Source organism: Klebsiella scottii, from assembly GCF_036561945.1.
Taxonomy (GTDB): domain Bacteria; phylum Pseudomonadota; class Gammaproteobacteria; order Enterobacterales; family Enterobacteriaceae; genus Klebsiella; species Klebsiella scottii.
On the sequence record NZ_JARXNI010000020.1, the window covers coordinates 2,248,735 to 2,264,501 of the forward strand.

The 15,767-nt window shown below is 57.6% G+C and carries 16 protein-coding genes; 10 read left to right on the forward strand and 6 right to left on the reverse strand.

The features are described from left to right. The first annotated feature begins 206 nt into the window (after nucleotides 1-206). The 3 genes from wrbA to QFI97_RS18245 all read left to right on the forward strand — a co-directional run bounded on the left by wrbA (nucleotide 207) and on the right by QFI97_RS18245 (nucleotide 2,319). Complete coding sequence (gene wrbA, locus QFI97_RS18235) at nucleotides 207-803, forward strand: NAD(P)H:quinone oxidoreductase (protein ID WP_045854788.1); 597 nt, start codon at nucleotides 207-209, stop codon at nucleotides 801-803. A 20-nt stretch (nucleotides 804-823) separates the two neighbouring features. Next, on the forward strand, nucleotides 824-1,051 hold the full coding sequence (locus QFI97_RS18240; protein ID WP_095096210.1) for a YccJ family protein: 228 nt from the start codon (nucleotides 824-826) through the stop codon (nucleotides 1,049-1,051). 410 nt (nucleotides 1,052-1,461) lie between these two features. Next, the gene (locus tag QFI97_RS18245) at nucleotides 1,462-2,319 is read left to right on the forward strand and encodes a hypothetical protein (RefSeq protein ID WP_346431741.1); all 858 of its coding nucleotides are present in this window, start codon (nucleotides 1,462-1,464) and stop codon (nucleotides 2,317-2,319) included. A 106-nt stretch (nucleotides 2,320-2,425) separates the two neighbouring features. Here the strand turns inward: QFI97_RS18245 and agp are convergent, their stop codons facing one another. Then, nucleotides 2,426-3,673 (reverse strand): bifunctional glucose-1-phosphatase/inositol phosphatase, encoded by a 1,248-nt coding sequence (gene agp, locus QFI97_RS18250; RefSeq protein ID WP_095096207.1) that lies wholly within the window; start codon nucleotides 3,671-3,673, stop codon nucleotides 2,426-2,428. 99 nt (nucleotides 3,674-3,772) lie between these two features. Further along, nucleotides 3,773-4,132, reverse strand: coding sequence for a winged helix-turn-helix transcriptional regulator (locus QFI97_RS18255; RefSeq protein WP_095096204.1), 360 nt, complete (start codon nucleotides 4,130-4,132; stop codon nucleotides 3,773-3,775). A 101-nt stretch (nucleotides 4,133-4,233) separates the two neighbouring features. On the opposite strand from QFI97_RS18255, the gene QFI97_RS18260 reads away from it, so the two are divergent. After that, nucleotides 4,234-4,983, forward strand: coding sequence for an SDR family oxidoreductase (locus QFI97_RS18260; RefSeq protein WP_095096201.1), 750 nt, complete (start codon nucleotides 4,234-4,236; stop codon nucleotides 4,981-4,983). A 21-nt stretch (nucleotides 4,984-5,004) separates the two neighbouring features. On the opposite strand, the gene QFI97_RS18265 is transcribed toward QFI97_RS18260, so the two are convergent. Then, on the reverse strand, nucleotides 5,005-5,229 hold the full coding sequence (locus tag QFI97_RS18265; protein WP_095096198.1) for a hypothetical protein: 225 nt from the start codon (nucleotides 5,227-5,229) through the stop codon (nucleotides 5,005-5,007). A gap of 227 nt (nucleotides 5,230-5,456) precedes the next feature. Between QFI97_RS18265 and QFI97_RS18270 the strand changes: the two genes are divergently transcribed. Continuing rightward, a complete protein-coding gene (locus tag QFI97_RS18270) occupies nucleotides 5,457-5,579 on the forward strand; it encodes a small membrane protein (protein ID WP_095096195.1) in 123 nt (40 codons plus the stop codon). Between the two features lie 86 nt (nucleotides 5,580-5,665). On the opposite strand, the gene QFI97_RS18275 is transcribed toward QFI97_RS18270, so the two are convergent. After that, complete coding sequence (locus tag QFI97_RS18275; protein WP_346431742.1) at nucleotides 5,666-7,057, reverse strand: APC family permease; 1,392 nt, start codon at nucleotides 7,055-7,057, stop codon at nucleotides 5,666-5,668. 354 nt (nucleotides 7,058-7,411) lie between these two features. After that, nucleotides 7,412-8,830 (reverse strand): glutamine synthetase family protein, encoded by a 1,419-nt coding sequence (locus QFI97_RS18280; protein ID WP_095096187.1) that lies wholly within the window; start codon nucleotides 8,828-8,830, stop codon nucleotides 7,412-7,414. A 224-nt stretch (nucleotides 8,831-9,054) separates the two neighbouring features. Between QFI97_RS18280 and puuD the strand changes: the two genes are divergently transcribed. The 5 genes from puuD to puuE all read left to right on the forward strand — a co-directional run bounded on the left by puuD (nucleotide 9,055) and on the right by puuE (nucleotide 14,779). Then, nucleotides 9,055-9,807 carry a gamma-glutamyl-gamma-aminobutyrate hydrolase gene (puuD, locus tag QFI97_RS18285; RefSeq protein WP_198389036.1) on the forward strand — a complete coding sequence of 251 codons (753 nt, stop codon included), beginning with the start codon at nucleotides 9,055-9,057 and terminating at the stop codon, nucleotides 9,805-9,807. A gap of 25 nt (nucleotides 9,808-9,832) precedes the next feature. After that, nucleotides 9,833-10,390 carry an HTH-type transcriptional regulator PuuR gene (puuR, locus tag QFI97_RS18290; protein WP_041144904.1) on the forward strand — a complete coding sequence of 186 codons (558 nt, stop codon included), beginning with the start codon at nucleotides 9,833-9,835 and terminating at the stop codon, nucleotides 10,388-10,390. Between the two features lie 305 nt (nucleotides 10,391-10,695). Beyond that, nucleotides 10,696-12,183, forward strand: a complete 1,488-nt coding sequence (gene puuC / locus QFI97_RS18295) for an aldehyde dehydrogenase PuuC (RefSeq protein WP_346431743.1) — start codon at nucleotides 10,696-10,698, stop codon at nucleotides 12,181-12,183. Nucleotides 12,184-12,185: 2 nt separating this feature from the next. Continuing rightward, nucleotides 12,186-13,466: an NAD(P)/FAD-dependent oxidoreductase gene (locus tag QFI97_RS18300; protein ID WP_095096178.1), complete on the forward strand. Its 1,281-nt coding sequence runs from the start codon at nucleotides 12,186-12,188 to the stop codon at nucleotides 13,464-13,466. Nucleotides 13,467-13,513: 47 nt separating this feature from the next. Continuing rightward, a complete protein-coding gene (puuE, locus tag QFI97_RS18305; RefSeq protein WP_331835569.1) occupies nucleotides 13,514-14,779 on the forward strand; it encodes a 4-aminobutyrate transaminase in 1,266 nt (421 codons plus the stop codon). 29 nt (nucleotides 14,780-14,808) lie between these two features. Here the strand turns inward: puuE and QFI97_RS18310 are convergent, their stop codons facing one another. Beyond that, nucleotides 14,809-15,762, reverse strand: a complete 954-nt coding sequence (locus tag QFI97_RS18310; protein ID WP_346431744.1) for a LysR substrate-binding domain-containing protein — start codon at nucleotides 15,760-15,762, stop codon at nucleotides 14,809-14,811. Nucleotides 15,763-15,767: the final 5 nt, after the last annotated feature.

The window sequence follows — 15,767 nt, forward strand, 5'->3', positions numbered from 1 at the left end:
CCCGCCCCTGCCGTGCGCTAAGCCTCTCTTAAGGCAGACGAAAACAGCGCAGCGGAAAATGTATCTTTTTGCGACAAAAGCAATCTTTGCAATTTTGTTATAAATCAAATAAATGATTGTTAGATTTGCACTCTCCGCCAGACGCCTTATCTTTAAAGATAGCCAGTCGTTTGGCTGGCCTATAACGCAACCGAGGAGTGATGCAAATGGCTAAAATTCTGGTGCTTTATTATTCAATGTATGGACACATCGAAACCATGGCTCATGCCGTCGCCGAAGGGGCGAACAGAGTAGACGGCGTGGAAGTGGTGGTGAAGCGCGTGCCGGAAACTATGCATGCTGAGGCATTCGCCAAAGCAGGCGGGAAAACGCAAAATGCGCCCGTCGCCACGCCGCAGGAGCTGGCAGAGTATGACGCTATCATCTTTGGTACCCCGACCCGTTTCGGCAACATGTCCGGACAGATGCGCACCTTCCTCGATCAGACGGGCGGTCTGTGGGCATCCGGCGCGCTGTACGGCAAGCTGGCCAGCGTATTCAGCTCTACCGGCACCGGCGGTGGACAGGAGCAAACCATTACCTCGACCTGGACCACCCTCGCCCATCACGGGATGGTGATCGTGCCAATTGGCTACGGCGCTCAGGAATTATTTGATGTCTCGGTGGTTCGCGGCGGTACGCCGTATGGCGCAACCACCATCGCCGGCGGCGACGGTTCTCGCCAGCCGAGCGAAGAAGAGCTGGCGATCGCCCGCTACCAGGGCGAACATGTCGCCGGCCTGGCGGTTAAATTACAGGGTTAACCCTCAGCAGGAGGATCTGCATGCCAACTCAAGAAGCAAAAGCTCACCACGTCGGTGAGTGGGCAAGTTTACGCAATACCTCGGTGGAGATCGCCGAAGCGATTTTCGAACTGGCTAAATACGATGAAAAGTTAGCGGAAAAAATCTGGGAAGAAGGCAGCGATGAAGTGCTGCCGCTGGCCTTTGCGAAAACGGATAAAGATTCGCTGTTCTGGGGCGAGCAAACCATCGAGCGTAAAAACGTGTAACCACGATGCGGCAGAATAAAAAAACCCGGATTGCTCCGGGTTTTTTTACGCAGCGCAATACTGCGCCTTTTGCCGAATGTGCAGCCACCGGGCGTCCATATCGGCCCCGCCGGTACGGGTTTTTATCACCGCCTTAACCATAACGCATCAATATAATCCAAAGGGTTACATTAGCAGCGAACTTCCCCCTCTTGGCTGAGTATATATTTTTGTTTTCTTTCCCTGGCGTAGAAAAAAATCCGCTCATTTGGCCTTTAGAAGTGAAATATATTTTTTTCAGCAAAATCCAAACGCCCTATTAAACAAATGCTATTTCTTATTGAAGGCGCGGACGCCTTTATTTATACAACTGATGATCAGGCTATTACTTTTCAGGCTATCCTTTGTGATTACGCATCTCTGGAGAAGATATGTCAAAAAAAGCGGCTTTGATAACCATACATGGGATGGGAAAAACCCAGGAAGATTATCCTGACGGTTTTTTTAAGGTCGTAAAAAAGATGCTGGGGAAAAAATATGATTCCCTGCATACGGACAGAATTTATTACCAAAAAATATTGCAGGACAATGAAGACGCGGTCTGGAAAAACGTGATGGATCAGGTCAGATGGCTGGATCTGAGAGAGTTTGTCCTCTTCGGATTCGGTGACGCGGCGGGGCTGGAGGCCAAAAAAGAGTACCCAAATAGCGTTTATACTCTGGCCCAGGCTGAAATAGGTAAAGTTCTGCTTGATACCTACAGCAAGATTGCAGCTGATGCACCCGTTTTTATCATTGCACAATCGCTGGGTTGCCATGTCGCATCCTGTTATTTCTGGGATGCGCAGGAACATCAGAAGAACAAATTCGTTAGCGCCGGGATATGGAAGAGTAACAGCGACCTGAATTTATACGTGAATAATGGCAATGAATTAACGCCGGCACAGCTGTCGTTTTTAGCAGGAAATAGATTTAAGTATTTTTATACGACCGGCTGCAATATTCCAATCTTCGTTGCGGCCCATGCCACCGTTGATATTTTACCGTTCAAACCAAACGACAGTTTTATCTGGAAAAACTACTACGATAAAGACGATGTGCTCGGATGGCCGCTCGCAAAGCTTTCCACCGAATATGGTTTAGTGGTCCAGGACTACGCGATAAATGCCGGAGAAGGCCCTTTCGGATGGATTGGCAGAAGCTGGAACCCAATGTCCCACACCCAGTACTGGGAGGATGATGACGTGCTTAAGCCGTTGATAGCGGATTTAAAAAAATATCTGCCATAACCACGATTAACGTCGATCCTTCATAGCAATAATTAACCCCACGATCGCTCGCAAAAACGCTGCTTTATCATGGGGTCAGGAACCCGGATTGCTCCGGGTTTTTTGTTTATTTTGCGGCCTGGTTCATCACCGTTTTAAAGGTCTCCATCGGGCAGAAGCCGTTGGCGTCCACCGGACATCCGCTCAGCGCCAGGGTCACCCGCTGCGGCGGCGACTGCAGCGTCAGCGCGTCGGCATTACGCAGCTGTGCGGTGCTTTGATAGACGTACTCGATCTTCATCAGCTCGCGGTTGCCGCCGCTATCATGCCAGCGCTGGAAGACAATTTTCCCGCCAATCGGCGTGCGCTCGTGCTGATCGTGCAGCTGATAAGGTTTAAAATCCAGCGCCGTCAGCAACGAGGCGATATTGGAATCATGTCCCACCAGCAGCGTCACTTTCGCCGCCTGCGTCGCATCGCCCACCAGCGCCTTGTCGATATACTTCACCAGCGGCTTAGCAACGTTGCGCGCCACTTCCGTTGAGGTAAACAGGCTATCCTGATAGCCGTTTTTCAGCTTCGACAGCACCTGCCACTGCTTATCGGTTTTGATTTCACCCCACGCCACCTGGTCCTGCGGGAAGCCTTCGTAATACTGCAGGGTGAACGCATCCACCAACGAGTTACCGACCTTCAGCGGCCCGGAAACGCCCGGCTCCTGCTGATATTTGGCGCTGAAGGTGTCTTTTCCGTCGCTCAGCGAGCACTGCTGCTTCTCTTTACAGGAAGGCGAATTGCGATAGTCGGTCATCTCTTCAAGCAGCTTGTAGCTGTCGGTGAGCTGCATTTTTTGCCGCTCTTTTTCCATTGCCTGCACCGCTTTCTCGCCAAACGCCGCGGAGTCATCGGTGATAACCGGGTTAAAGGTCGGGTCCATAGTGCCCATTTGCGGCTGGTGATGGACGGTTACGCCGCAGCCGGGAAAGGCGCCGGTAATAAAGAACTGGGCGGTCGCGACGGTGCGCTGCAGGCTGTTGGCATAGGCGTACACCGCGTTGTCCGGCGGACACTCGCCGCTGGTCACCAGCCCCTGCTGCGCCAGCCACTCCCGCATATAGTGCCCCATATAGACTTCCAGCACCCCGCCCTTGGTGGTCAACTGCCCGCCCGGGACGTCCCACTCCGGCCATGATTTCGGCGTTGACTGTTCCAGCACGCTGCCGTTATTCGCCAGCGGCGCGCGCAGGTTGTGGCGGCTCATGATCAGCACCTGCTGGAGCTGATAGCCCTGCGGGGCCGCCTGTTCCTGTGCCTGGACGCCCGCGGATAACAAAACGCCAGCGGCAATCGCGCCGGCGAGTAGACTTTTTCTCATCCCTTAACCCTCAGTCAGTGATTAGCATCGCCCTGATTGTGACAAATTTATGACATTTTGCCAGATAACAGCGCGCAAACTGAGGCAGCGGGCATTCTTTTACCGCTTCAGCCGATGGCCGTTGTGGTTCATCCACTCCGCCAGCGGCTGCAGCGCCTCGCGCATCGATAGCCCGAGCTCGGTTATCTGATACTCAACCCGCGGCGGGATCTCCGGATAGACGCAGCGCGACACCAGCCCGCGCTGCTCAAACAGCCGCAGCTGGCGGGTCAGCTCTTTTTGCGTAATGGGGGCGATTGCGCGCAGCAGTTCGCCAAAGCGCACCGGAGTATTCAGCACGATCAGACGATAGAGCACGGGGATCGCCCATTTCCCGGCGATCAGATTAACGAAGCTGGTCATCGGGCAAACCGGTGGTACAAAATTATTTTCCGCAGCCTGCGCCGCTGTTTTCGCCATAGCACACCACTCCCCTATTTAGTACCCAATTGGTACCTGGTACCTTTTGGATACTAATGCTTTTATAGTGGGATTTCCAGTGAGCGATTGGGAGCACAACGATGGGACGTTTAGCAGGAAAATTGACCTTAATTACCGGTGGAACCAGCGGCATCGGCCTTGCTACGGCGCAGGAATTTATCGCCGAGGGCGCGCAGGTTGCGGTAACCGGCCGCAGCCCTGAGGCGCTTCAACAGGCGCAGGAACTATTGGGGGATCGAGGATGGGCTATCGCCGCCGATGCGGGCGATGCCGCAGACCAGCGTCGGCTCGCGCACGTTCTTGCCAGCCGCTGGCCGCGCCTTGATGCGGTATTCATCAACGCCGGCGACGTCACCCACGCGAATATTGGCGACTGGAGTGAAGAGAGCTGGGATCGGTTGATGAATACCAATCTCAAAGGGCCGTTCTTTTTACTTCAGGCCCTGCTGCCGCTGCTGGCGAACCCCTCTTCGGTGATTCTCTGCGGCTCGGTGAGCGCCCATATCGGCCTGCCGACCAGCAGCGCCTATGCCGCCAGCAAAGCCGGGCTGCTGTCGCTGGCCCGCACCCTGTCGGCGGAGCTGCTGCCGCGCGGCGTTCGCGTTAACGGCCTGAGCCCGGGCCCGGTGCGCACGCCGGCGCTAGATAAGCTCGGCCTCAGCGCGCAGGCGCTGAGCGCCCTGCAGGAGGAGATCAAAAACCTGGTCCCGCTCGGGCGAATGGGCACACCGCAGGAGCTGGCGAAAGCCGCGCTGTACCTCGCCTCGGACGAGTCCAGCTACGTCGTGGGAACCGAGCTGCTGGTGGATGGCGGCACGGGAAATCTCTAATCTGCCCGGCGGCGGTAGACGTTACTCCGGCAGCGGTACCGCCGCCAGCGTGCAGATAGCCTCATGCTCTCCGCCGCGACGATCGACCATCACCACTTTGTCTCCGGCCTTCTTTCCTTCGCAGGGTTTGAGTACCTGATCGACGATCCGCTCCCGGGTTTGCTGACGTTCGGACTCCGCCTGTGAAGCAAACGAGACCAGGATAAGTGCCAGCCCTGGCAGGCTGACGACATGTTTATTACGCATTCAATATTCTCAGACAATTCGAACTCGCGTGCAGAGTAACAGCCTGAAGGCCGCGCGTCTGTAAAATCACTTAACGGAGTGTTACCCCGCCCGACAAAACAACAGGTTTTCCTGCCGCGTTTGTTAGGTTTTACCGATGGAAGAGTCATATTTCAGACATATCCCGATGCTATCTTAGCCGCGTATTTATAGAGTGCATCGTTTTCAACCAGGACCCAGGATTGTGTATGTCCGGTATTATTCTCCTTCTCGCTGCGGTCATTTTGCTGGGGGTTGCGCTTTACAGTTTGGTGTCATACGTCAAGGAGCGTCGCGCCAGCCAGCTGCCTTTTCACAAGAAGAAAAAATAACCCCCGGTCTGCTATAGAGACGCTATAGCGACAAAAGAAAAGCAGGCATGTTGCCTGCTTTTCTTTATTCAGTTCCCACCTGCGCGCTACGACTCCCAGGCCTGCTCCGCCCTGGCGCCGTCAAACTGCGGCGGCGGCTTACGAAAGCGCCGGGTCAGCCAGGTCAGATAGAGCAGACCGACCGCGGCCCACACCAGGCCCAGCGTCAGGGATGTCGCCTCCAGATTCACCCACAGCACGCCGACCGTCACGGCGCCAATCAGCGGCAGCAGCAGATAGTGGAAACGATCCTTCCAGGTTTTGTTGTAGCCCTTGCGCCGCCAGAAGTGGTTGAACACCGACAGGTTGACAAAGGTAAAGGCCACCAGCGCGCCGAAGTTGATCAGCGCCGTGGCGGTGACCAGGTCGAAGAACAGCGCCGACAGGGCGACAATTCCCACCATAATCACGTTCAGCGCCGGCGTCCGCCATTTCGGGTGGATATAGCCGAAAACGCGCTCCGGGAAGACGTTGTCGCGCCCCATCACGTACAGCAGACGCGAGACGCTGGCGTGCGAAGCCAGCCCCGACGCCAGGGTATTGACGAAGGTGGTACAGAGGAAAATCGACTGGAACAGCTTGCCGCCGACGTAGAGCGCGATCTCCGGCAGCGCCGCGTCGGGGTCCTTAAAGCGGCTGATATCGGGGAAAAAGAGCTGCATAAAGAACGAGGCGACGATAAAGATAATGCCGCCGTACATGGCGGTGAGGAAAATCGCCTTCGGGATCACCCGCGCGGCGTCCGGGGTCTCCTCCGACAACGTGGTCACCGCGTCAAAGCCGAGGAACGAGAAGCAGACGATCGTCGCCCCGGTGATGATCGGGATGAGATGAGCGTTTTGGCTGATAAACGGCTGCAGCGACCAGACGGTCCCCACCCCTTCACCTTTATGCAGCCCCTGCACCACCAGCACGATAAAGACCACCATGATAGAAATCTGCACCAGCACAAACAGGGTGTTGAAGTTGGCGACCAGGCTCACGCTCTTCAGGTTCGCGGCGGTGAGGATCGCCACAAACGACACCACCCACACCCACGGCGGGACTTCAGGGAACAGGGCGGAAAGATAAATCTTAGCCAGCAGGACGTTGATCATCGGCAGGAACAGGTAGTCCAGCAGCGACGACCAGCCAACCATAAAGCCGACGTGCGGGCTGATTGATTTCTGAGCGTAGGTATACGCCGACCCCGCTTCCGGGAACTGACGAACCAGCTTACCGTAGCTGATGGCGGTAAACAGCACCCCCGCCAGCGCCAGTAAATAGGAGGCGGGCACGTGGCCGTTGCTGATGCCGGAGACAATGCCGAAGGTATCAAACACCGTCATCGGCGTCAGGTAGGCGAGGCCCATCATCACCACCTGCCAGAGCTTGAGCGACTTGCGCAGCCGAGGCTTTCCCGCCTCGGATGAGATGTTAAGAGAAGTATTAGCAGCCATGACCGTTTCCCCCCATGCACGCGTAGGTTTGTGGGTACACTGACCGGGTTACAAACCTGCTTAGCAAGGGGGTTAAGCGTAAACAACAGGGTAAAACGTACCGGCGAACGGCGGCGGGTTCACATTCATAGCGGCCCTCATGGCCCCCTTCTCCCTGCGGATATTTGAACATCTGCATCATCTCCTACCTCGTCACACACTGTGTCGTTAACTGAAGCCCCGTTGTCGCCTGCGCTCCTTAACGCGACATCCGGGAAGCGGCTGGATCCCCAGCAAAAATATTCGGCCAGGCTCCGCTCAGGCCGTATGATGCTACCGATGGTTCTCACCCGTTGCCCCCTTACGGGGCGGCGATCAGGCGTTTTTCAACATCCACTCAATCTCTGTTTCGGTGATCAGGCGCTCAAACTGCAGCAGCTCATCATGCTTGCAGGCATGGTAAACGTGGCAGAAGCGCTCGCCGAGCAGCTCTCTCAGGGAGTCGTTTTGCATAAATTCCCATAGCGCATCGCTTTGGCGAATCGGGAACGGCAGCCCCTCCTGCTCGAGCCCGTTGCCCTCCACCTCTTCCTGAAGCGGCAGCGTATTGTCCAGCCCGTGTAAAATCCCGGCAAAGATTGCCGCCATCACCAGATACGGGTTGGCATCCGCCCCCGCGACCCGATACTCGACGCGGTGGTTATGGCGATCGCCGCAGGGAATGCGCAGCGCCACGGTGCGGTTGTTGTGTCCCCACGATGCCTGGGTCGGGACATACATTCCCGGCTGGAAGCGACGGTACGAGTTAACGTTCGGCGCCAGCAGCGCCATCGATGCCGGCATCAGGTCAATCATCCCGGCCAGCGCGCGCTTGAGCAGCGCGGAATCTTCGCCCTGCGCGTCCGCCAGCACGTTTTCACCCTTATTGTTCTGCATGCTGATATGGATATGCATCCCGCTACCGGCGTGCTCTTCATAAGGCTTGGCCATAAAAGTGGCGTGCATCTTATGCTTCTCCGCCATTAAACGCACGAGGCGTTTTAACGCCAGCGCATCATCGCAGGCATCGAGCACGTTATCGGTATGGTAAAGGTTGATTTCAAACTGTCCGGGCGAGGCTTCCGCTACCGCGCCATCGGCGGGGATCAGCTGCAGCTGGGCCAGCTCGTCGATATCATTCAGCACGTCGGCGAAGTGGTTGAGGTTATCAACGGAGTAAACCTGGCTTTGGGTGTTGCGCACGTCGGTGCCCGGCGCGCAGGGCGGCTGGAGATAGCCTTCGGCATCACGCTTGCGATCGAGTAAATAGAACTCCAGCTCTACCGCTACCACGGGGAACAGCCCGCGCTGGCGCAGCTGCTGCCAGAGACGGTTAAGTACGTTCCGCGGCTCAACGTCAAAGGGAGCGCCATCTTCATCAACCATAGTCAGCAGCACCTGGCCGATGTATTGCGGATCGGCGGCGGAAGGCGTTAAGGTGCCCGGCACCGGCACGCAGGTGCAGTCCGGCTCGCCCATGTCCTGGCCGAGACCCGCCTCTTCAACCACGTTACCCAGAATGTCCATCGCAAAAACCGAAGCCGGGAAGTAGCAGCCTTTCTCCAGTTTACTCAGGCTGGAAACCGGGATGCGCTTGCCGCGGAAGCAGCCGTTAAGGTCGGTTAACAGCACATCGACGTACTGGGTATCAGGGTAACGTTCAAGGTAGCGCTTTACTTCAGAAGCAAATGCGCTGCCCCGTCTCTCTTCTGACTGCTGAACAAAATTCTCAACTTCTACGATATTGGTTTCCATCATTCACCGCCGTTGTGTTGGTTTCGGACTTCGGCCTGCTGCCGTTAAATATAATGTCCACCATTCGAATGTGTATGCAAACAAAATGTTTGTCAAATGTTAAATTAAGTTTGCAAACGGCTATTCTCGCTGCTAGATTGAGAAAATATTGAACGATATGGCCTTTTAACACCCTAAATGGTCATAATTTAGTCCACTTTGTGAGGGCGATCATGGAAAATATAATGTACAGGCCGGTTATTGGCGTCGTGATGTGCAGGAACAGGCTCAAGGGTCATCAGACCCAGACCCTGCAAGAAAAGTACCTGAATGCGATTATTAACGCCGGTGGGCTGCCGATTGCCCTGCCGCACGCGCTGGCCGAGCCGGAACTGCTGGCCGCGCTGTTACCCAAACTGGACGGAATCTATCTGCCAGGCAGCCCCAGCAACGTCCAGCCGCACCTTTATGGTGAAAACGGCGATGAGCCTGACGCCGATCCCGGGCGTGATCTTCTGAGCATGGCATTAATTGCCGCCGCACTCGAAAGGCGCATCCCCATTTTCGCCATCTGCCGTGGGTTGCAGGAACTGGTTGTCGCCACCGGCGGGACTCTGTATCGTCGTCTTTTCGAGCAGCCGGAACTGCTTGAACATCGCGAAGACCCCGAGCTTCCGGTAGAGCAGCAGTACGCTCCCTCTCACGAAGTTCAGGTTCAGGAAGGAGGATTACTTTCTCAGTTAATACCGGGCTGCAACACGTTTTGGGTAAACTCGCTACACGGGCAGGGAGCAAAAACATTAGGCCCACGTCTGCGCGTGGAGGCCCGCTCTTCGGACGGGCTGGCGGAAGCGGTCAGCGTTAACGACCACCCTTTCGCGCTGGGCGTACAGTGGCATCCTGAATGGAACAGTAGCGAATACGCCCTGTCGCGTATGTTGTTTGAAGGTTTTATCACCGCCTGTCAGAACCACATTGCTGAAAAGCAGCGGCTCTGACCACTACAGTTAAGGAAATGCAAATATGAGCGATGACGGACTGGCGCCAGGGAAACGTCTGTCAGCGATCCGCCAACAGCTGGGTCTCTCACAACGTCGTGCCGCCGAACTGTCTGGGTTAACACATAGTGCCATCAGTACCATAGAGCAGGATAAAGTCAGTCCTGCCATCAGTACGCTGCAAAAGCTGCTGAAAGTCTATGGGCTGTCGCTCTCGGAATTCTTTTCTGAACCAGAAAAACCTGATGAACCGCAGGTGGTTATTAATCAGGATGACCTTATTGAAATGGGCAGTCAGGGCGTTTCGATGAAGCTGGTTCACAACGGAAATCCGAACCGTACGCTGGCGATGATTTTTGAAACTTACCAGCCTGGAACCACCACCGGGGAGAGGATCAAACATCAGGGTGAGGAAATAGGCACCGTACTGGAAGGTGAGGTTGTGCTGATTGTTAACGGTCAGTCGTATCACCTGGTTGCCGGGCAAAGCTATGCCATTAATACCGGCATACCGCACAGCTTCAGCAACACTTCGGCAGGTATTTGCCGAATTATCAGTGCCCATACCCCCACCACGTTCTAATTTTAGCCTGAGCTGGTTTCAGGTATTCTTCAGGCCCGCGCCGGCGGCTGAAATATTTCCGCCGGCGCGCAGAGTACGCAAATAATCTATTTGCGCAGCGCGGAAATATAACTCTCCGCCGGCCTTAATAATACGCGCAAATAAAATAGCGCTTAACGGTATCTGACTCCGGGGACCGCCTATATCTCAAGGCTTCGGCTTGAGGTATGACGCAATCCGTCCCGCGCTGTCTGAAAATACCTAATATTATTATCCGATTACTTTATGAATATTCTTACCCGCTTATATTATGATGGAGTCTATATATGGATTTTCAGCATCTGACCTACTGGCAGGAACAAGCAAATAGCCTGCAACCGGAGACCCGGCTATTTATTAACGGGGAATATTGCGCCGCCGCCGATAATAGCACCTTTGAAACCATCGACCCCGCCGCTCAGCAAACGCTGGCCCACGTGGCGCGCGGTAAAAAAGCCGACGTCGATCGCGCCGTTCAGGCAGCGCGCGACGTTTTCGATCGCGGCGACTGGTCCCAGGCCTCGCCGGCCCGGCGTAAGGCGGTGCTGCATAAATTTGCCGACCTGATAGAAGCCCATCGCGAAGAGCTGGCGCTGCTGGAAACCCTCGACACCGGCAAACCGATTCGCCACAGCCTGCGCGATGATATCCCCGGCGCGGCGCGGGCGATCCGCTGGTACGCCGAGGCTATCGATAAGGTCTATGGCGAAGTTGCCCCGACCGGGACGAACGAGCTGGCGCTGATCGTCCGCGAACCGATTGGCGTCGTCGCCGCGGTTGTGCCGTGGAACTTCCCTCTGCTGCTGGCCTGCTGGAAGCTGGGCCCGGCGCTGGCGGCCGGCAACAGCGTGATCCTTAAGCCGTCAGAAAAATCACCGCTCAGCGCGCTGCGTCTTGCCGGGCTGGCGAAAGAGGCCGGGCTGCCGGACGGCGTGCTCAACGTCATCAGCGGCTACGGCCACGAGGCGGGCCAGGCCCTCTCCCTGCATCCGGATGTAGAAGTCATTACCTTTACCGGCTCGACCCGCACCGGCAAGCAGCTGTTAAAAGATGCCGGCGACAGCAATATGAAACGCGTGTGGCTGGAGGCCGGCGGCAAAAGCGCCAATATCGTCTTTGCCGACTGCCCTGACCTGCAGAAAGCGGTGGACGCCACCGCCGGCGGCATCTTCTATAACCAGGGCCAGGTGTGCATCGCCGGCACCCGTCTGCTGGTCGAAGACAGCATCGCCGACGCGTTTCTTGCCCGCCTGCAGGAGCAGGCAAGCCGCTGGCAGCCGGGCAACCCGCTCGATCCGAACACCACGATGGGCATGCTTATCGATAACGCCCACGCCGATAGCGTTCACAGCTTTATTCGCGCCGGGGAGAGTAAAAGCACCCTGCTGCTCGACGGGCGCAAAAACCCGTGGCCGGCGGCCATTGGCCCGACCATTTTTGTCGACGTCGATCCCGCCTCGACCATTAGCCGGGAAGAGATTTTCGGCCCGGTACTGGTGGTGACCCGCTTTAAAAGCGAGGAACAGGCGCTGCGGCTGGCCAACGACAGCAGCTACGGCCTCGGCGCTGCGGTATGGACCCGCGACCTCTCCCGCGCCCACCGCCTGAGCCGCCGCCTGAAAGCCGGCTCGGTCTTCGTCAACAACTATAACGATGGCGATATGACCGTACCTTTTGGCGGCTACAAGCAGAGCGGAAACGGACGCGATAAATCCCTGCATGCGCTGGAAAAATTCACCGAACTGAAAACCATCTGGATTGCTCTGGAGTCTTAATCATGACCGAACATACCACCAGCTATTACGCCGCCAGCGCCAACGCCTACGAGCCGTTCCCGACGCTGGATGAATCCATCAGCTGCGACGTCTGCGTCGTCGGCGGCGGCTATACCGGCCTCTCTTCGGCCCTGCATCTTGCGGAAATGGGCTACGACGTGGTGCTGCTGGAAGGCGCGCGCATCGGCTTCGGCGCCAGCGGCCGCAACGGCGGCCAGCTGGTTAACTCCTACAGCCGCGATATCGACGTGATTGAACGCACCTACGGCCCGGATGCGGCAAAAATGCTGGGCAGCATGATGTTTGAAGGCGGCGATATTATCCGCGAACGCATCGAGCGCTATCAGATTGCCTGCGACTACCGCCCCGGCGGCCTGTTTGTGGCGATGAACCATAAGCAGCTGGAGACGCTGGAGGAGCAAAAAGAGAACTGGGAGCGCTACGGCAATACCCAGCTGGAGCTGCTGGACGCCGCCGCTATCCGCCGCGAAGTCAACAGCGATCGCTACACCGGCGCGCTGCTCGATCGTAGCGGCGGTCATATTCATCCCCTGAATCTGGCCATCGGCGAAGCGGACGCTATCCGCCTCAACGGCGGCCGGGTGTACGAGCAGTCGCCGGTCACGCAGATCCAGCACACCAGCCCGGCGGTGGTCAGCACCGCCCGCGGCCAGGTCACCGCGCGCTACGTTATTGTCGCCGGTAACGCCTATCTGGGCGATAAGCTCGAGCCGGAGCTGGCGAAGCGCAGCATGCCCTGCGGCACCCAGGTGGTCACCACCGAGCCGCTCTCTGCTGAGGTCGCGCGCTCGCTGATCCCGCAGAACTACTGCGTAGAGGACTGCAACTACCTGCTGGATTACTACCGCTTAACCGGCGATAACCGCCTGCTCTACGGCGGCGGCGTGGTGTACGGCGCCCGCGACCCTGACGACGTCGAGCGTCTGATTATGCCGAAGCTGCTGAAAACCTTCCCCCAGCTGAAAGGGGTGAAGATCGACTATCGCTGGACCGGCAACTTCCTGCTGACCCTGTCGCGGATGCCGCAGTTCGGCCGTCTCGATAAGAACATTTATTACATGCAGGGCTACAGCGGCCACGGCGTCACCTGTACGCATCTCGCCGGCAGGCTGATTTCCGAGCTTCTGCGCGGCGATGCCGAGCGCTTCGACGCCTTTGCCAAACTGCCGCACTACCCGTTCCCGGGCGGACGCAGCTTGCGCATTCCGTTTACCGCGATGGGCGCCGCCTACTACAGCCTGCGCGATCGCCTCGGGGTTTAAGCCTCCGCGCCGGTCAACGTCATCAACTTTGCTAAAAGGTGTTAAACATGAGCAACAGCGAATTTCATCAGCGTCGTCTTTCAGCGACCCCGCGCGGCGTGGGCGTGATGTGCAACTTCTTTGCCCAATCGGCGCAAAACGCCACCCTGACCGACGTCGAAGGTCGGGATTACATCGACTTTGCCGCCGGGATCGCCGTGCTGAATACCGGGCATCGTCACCCGGAGCTGGTCGCCGCCGTACAGCAGCAGCTGCAGCTGTTTACCCATACCGCCTACCAGATTGTGCCCTACGAGAGCTACGTCGCGCTGGCCGAGAAGCTTAACGAGCTGGCGCCGGTGCGCGGTCCGGCCAAAACCGCCTTCTTTTCTACCGGCGCCGAAGCGGTAGAAAACGCGATTAAAATTGCCCGCGCCCATACCGGACGTCCCGGGGTGATCGCCTTTGGCGGCGGCTTCCACGGCCGTACCTACATGACGATGGCGCTGACCGGTAAAGTTGCCCCCTATAAGCTGGGCTTTGGGCCGTTCCCCGGCTCCGTCTACCACGTCCCCTATCCGTCGGCCCTGCACGGCATTACCACTCAGGATGCGATGACCGCCATCGAACGTCTGTTCAAGGCCGATATTGAAGCCAAACAGGTGGCGGCGATTATTTTTGAACCGGTACAGGGTGAAGGCGGTTTTAACGTCGCGCCTAAAGAGCTGGTCGCCGCCGTTCGCCGCCTCTGCGACGAGCACGGCATCGTGATGATCGCCGATGAGGTGCAGAGCGGCTTTGCCCGTACCGGTAAGCTGTTCGCGATGGATCACTATGCCGACAAGCCGGATCTGATGACCATGGCGAAGAGCCTGGCGGGCGGAATGCCGCTCTCCGGGGTGGTCGGCAACGCGCAGATTATGGACGCTCCGGCGCCAGGTGGATTAGGCGGCACCTATGCCGGTAACCCGCTGGCGGTGGCCGCCGCCCACGCGGTGCTTAACATTATTGATAAAGAAGCGCTGTGCGCGCGCGCGCAGTCCCTCGGCGAGCGCCTGATTTCGACCCTGGAAGAGGCAAAAGCCTGGTGTCCGGGGCTGGCTGAAGTGCGCGGCGTGGGTTCGATGATTGCCGCCGAGTTCGTTGACCCGGCAAGCGGCGAACCTTCGGCGGCGCTGGCGCAGGAGATCCAGCGCCGGGCGCTGGAGCAGGGCCTGCTGCTGCTGACCTGCGGCCAGTACGGCAACGTGATCCGTTTCCTCTATCCGCTCACCATCCCTGACGCGCAGTTCGCCGGCGCGCTGGCCATTTTGCAAAAGGTGACCCGCCCGTAACGCCCTCGGCCGGCGGCCAACGCCGTCGGCTATTTCACCTCGTCGCTGACGATACGCTGCTGCGGATAGTGCTGCTGGAAATAGTGGCGCAAAAACTCCACGGTAGTGCGAATTTTAGCTGAGGTCGCCAGCCGCGACACGTATACCGCCCAGACGTTGGCGGGCTGGTAATAGTCCGGCAGCACGTGAACCAGATGGCCGCTGGCGATATTTTCACTCACATCCCACCATGAACGTAAAGCGATCCCCTGGCCGTCAAGACACCACTGATGCACAATTTCGCCGTGGTTCGACGACAGCGGGCCGGTGACCTTAATCGCCCGTTCGCCCTCTTTACCCTGCAGCTGCCACACGCCGAAGGGCCGGTCGCGCTCTTTAATCACCAGGCACGGTAGGGTCGCCAGATCGCTAAGCTGTTTCGGCTGCGGGTGGCGCGCCAGGAAGGTCGGCGAGGCGCAGAGAATGCGCCGATTGCTCACCAGCCTGCGGGCAATCAGATTCGGGTCAATATCGTCCCCCACGCGAATATCTAAATCCACCCCTTCGCTGACCAGATCCACCAGCCGGTCTTCAACATCGAAGCGCAGCTCCAGCTGGGGATACTGCCGGGAGAGCGCCGCCAGCGCGGGAGCCACCACCTGCCGGCCGAAGCCAAAGCTGCTGATAATGCGCAGCGTACCCTGCGGAACCTGACGGACGTCGGAGAGTTCATCCAGCATCTGATCCACATCCTGCAAAATGCGCTGCGCCCATTCGTAGATGCGCTCGCCCTCTTCGGTGATGGCGACACGCCGCGTGGTGCGGTGCAAGAGCGCCACGTGCAGGGTCTGTTCAAGCAGGGAAATTCGCTTGCTGACGAAGGCCGGGGAGACGCCCAGCTCTTCGGCGGCGGCGGCAAAACCGGCGCGGCGGGCAACCAGCATAAACACGCGTAAATCATTTAGCAGCGGCAGATTGTTCATGATCTGTGTTTTATGTTTCACCAGTT

Excerpts from the sequence above, each read along its gene's own strand:
- wrbA (WP_045854788.1), top strand. The coding sequence starts at position 207 with ATGGCTAAAATTCTGGTGCTTTATTATTCAATGTATGGACACATCGAA.
- QFI97_RS18240 (WP_095096210.1), top strand. The coding sequence starts at position 824 with ATGCCAACTCAAGAAGCAAAAGCTCACCACGTCGGTGAGTGGGCAAGT.
- QFI97_RS18245 (WP_346431741.1), top strand. The coding sequence starts at position 1,462 with ATGTCAAAAAAAGCGGCTTTGATAACCATACATGGGATGGGAAAAACC.
- agp (WP_095096207.1), bottom strand. The coding sequence starts at position 3,673 with ATGAGAAAAAGTCTACTCGCCGGCGCGATTGCCGCTGGCGTTTTGTTA.
- QFI97_RS18255 (WP_095096204.1), bottom strand. The coding sequence starts at position 4,132 with ATGGCGAAAACAGCGGCGCAGGCTGCGGAAAATAATTTTGTACCACCG.
- QFI97_RS18260 (WP_095096201.1), top strand. The coding sequence starts at position 4,234 with ATGGGACGTTTAGCAGGAAAATTGACCTTAATTACCGGTGGAACCAGC.
- QFI97_RS18265 (WP_095096198.1), bottom strand. The coding sequence starts at position 5,229 with ATGCGTAATAAACATGTCGTCAGCCTGCCAGGGCTGGCACTTATCCTG.
- QFI97_RS18270 (WP_095096195.1), top strand. The coding sequence starts at position 5,457 with ATGTCCGGTATTATTCTCCTTCTCGCTGCGGTCATTTTGCTGGGGGTT.
- QFI97_RS18275 (WP_346431742.1), bottom strand. The coding sequence starts at position 7,057 with ATGGCTGCTAATACTTCTCTTAACATCTCATCCGAGGCGGGAAAGCCT.
- QFI97_RS18280 (WP_095096187.1), bottom strand. The coding sequence starts at position 8,830 with ATGGAAACCAATATCGTAGAAGTTGAGAATTTTGTTCAGCAGTCAGAA.
- puuD (WP_198389036.1), top strand. The coding sequence starts at position 9,055 with ATGTACAGGCCGGTTATTGGCGTCGTGATGTGCAGGAACAGGCTCAAG.
- puuR (WP_041144904.1), top strand. The coding sequence starts at position 9,833 with ATGAGCGATGACGGACTGGCGCCAGGGAAACGTCTGTCAGCGATCCGC.
- puuC (WP_346431743.1), top strand. The coding sequence starts at position 10,696 with ATGGATTTTCAGCATCTGACCTACTGGCAGGAACAAGCAAATAGCCTG.
- QFI97_RS18300 (WP_095096178.1), top strand. The coding sequence starts at position 12,186 with ATGACCGAACATACCACCAGCTATTACGCCGCCAGCGCCAACGCCTAC.
- puuE (WP_331835569.1), top strand. The coding sequence starts at position 13,514 with ATGAGCAACAGCGAATTTCATCAGCGTCGTCTTTCAGCGACCCCGCGC.